At 57.2% G+C, this 1,037-nt stretch carries 1 protein-coding gene; it reads right to left on the bottom strand.

Translation table 11 applies throughout. The features are described from left to right. Positions 1-891, bottom strand: an 891-nt coding sequence (locus FBZ97_RS34250) for a LysR family transcriptional regulator (protein ID WP_145324712.1), incomplete at its 3' end; no start/stop codon positions are given. Between the last annotated feature and the right edge of the window lie 146 nt (positions 892-1,037).

The raw sequence follows: 1,037 nt of genomic DNA, 5'->3' as shown, positions 1-1,037 counted from the left end.
CCAGTCGTAGCTTCTCATATAGTCGAGAAATGCGCGCATGGCGGCGCTCGGCAGGCGACGGCTGGGGTAGTATAAAAACCAGTGTGGCAAGGTCAGACTCCAGTCGGAGAGAAGCTCCACCAGCTGCCCGGTCCGAATATAAGGCTTGGTGTAGTCATCGAAGACATGGGCGATTCCTCTGCCCGCCAGCGCAGCTTGCAATTCATTATGCGCAGAGCTGACGGTCAAACGGCCGGTCGGAGCGATTTCGATTTCCCCGTCTCCCTCGGCGAACCGCCAGGTGACGAGCGTGCCGCCAGGGAAACGACGTTTGATACAGTCGTGCTCAACGAGTTCGGGCGGCGTCTGCGGCTCTCCGCACCTCTTGATGTAGTCAGGTGAAGCAACGATTGCATAACGAAGTGCGGGTCCAAGCGGGAGCGCAATCATGTCCTGTGCCAACTGCTTGCCGAACCTAACGCCCGCATCGAAACCCTGTTCCACGATATCGATGACGGTCGCATCGCTGATAATCTCGATCTTCACCTCGGGGTAAACATCCATGAAGTCGAACACGAGCGGGCAAAGAAAATGATCGACGGCCGGTGCCGGTGCGTTGATCCTGACGGTACCCGATGGGCTATCGCGCAGTTCATCGACCTCTGCGATGGCAAGCCGGATGTCGCTCAACGCAGGTGCCAGACGCTCAAGAAGGCGCTGTCCTGCCTCCGTCGGAAACACGCTTCTCGTCGTCCGGTTGAGGAGCCGGATACCCAGAGCCTCTTCCAGCCCATTCATCGTTTGGCTCAAGGCAGATGAAGACACGCCGCGCTCAAGTGCTGCCGCGCGGAAGCCGCCACAGCGCACGATGGCCACGAAGACATCGAAACTGTCTAGGCGAATAGGGTCCATTGCGAAGTTTTTCTAATCAAGCTGACAACTTTATAGCAGGTTATCAGATCAATAGCGCCGTGTCATGATTGCGGAAACTAAACGCAGCCCTGTGGAAAGTCCTCTTCGTTGATAACGGCCGCGAGGAAAAGGGACTTAGCGGTGCG

It is taken from the genome of Rhizobium sp. ERR 942 (genome assembly GCF_007828395.1).
Classification (GTDB): domain Bacteria; phylum Pseudomonadota; class Alphaproteobacteria; order Rhizobiales; family Rhizobiaceae; genus Rhizobium; species Rhizobium dioscoreae.
The sequence above is the reverse complement of the archived record's forward strand: the minus strand, read 5'-3'. Positions and strand labels throughout refer to the sequence as shown.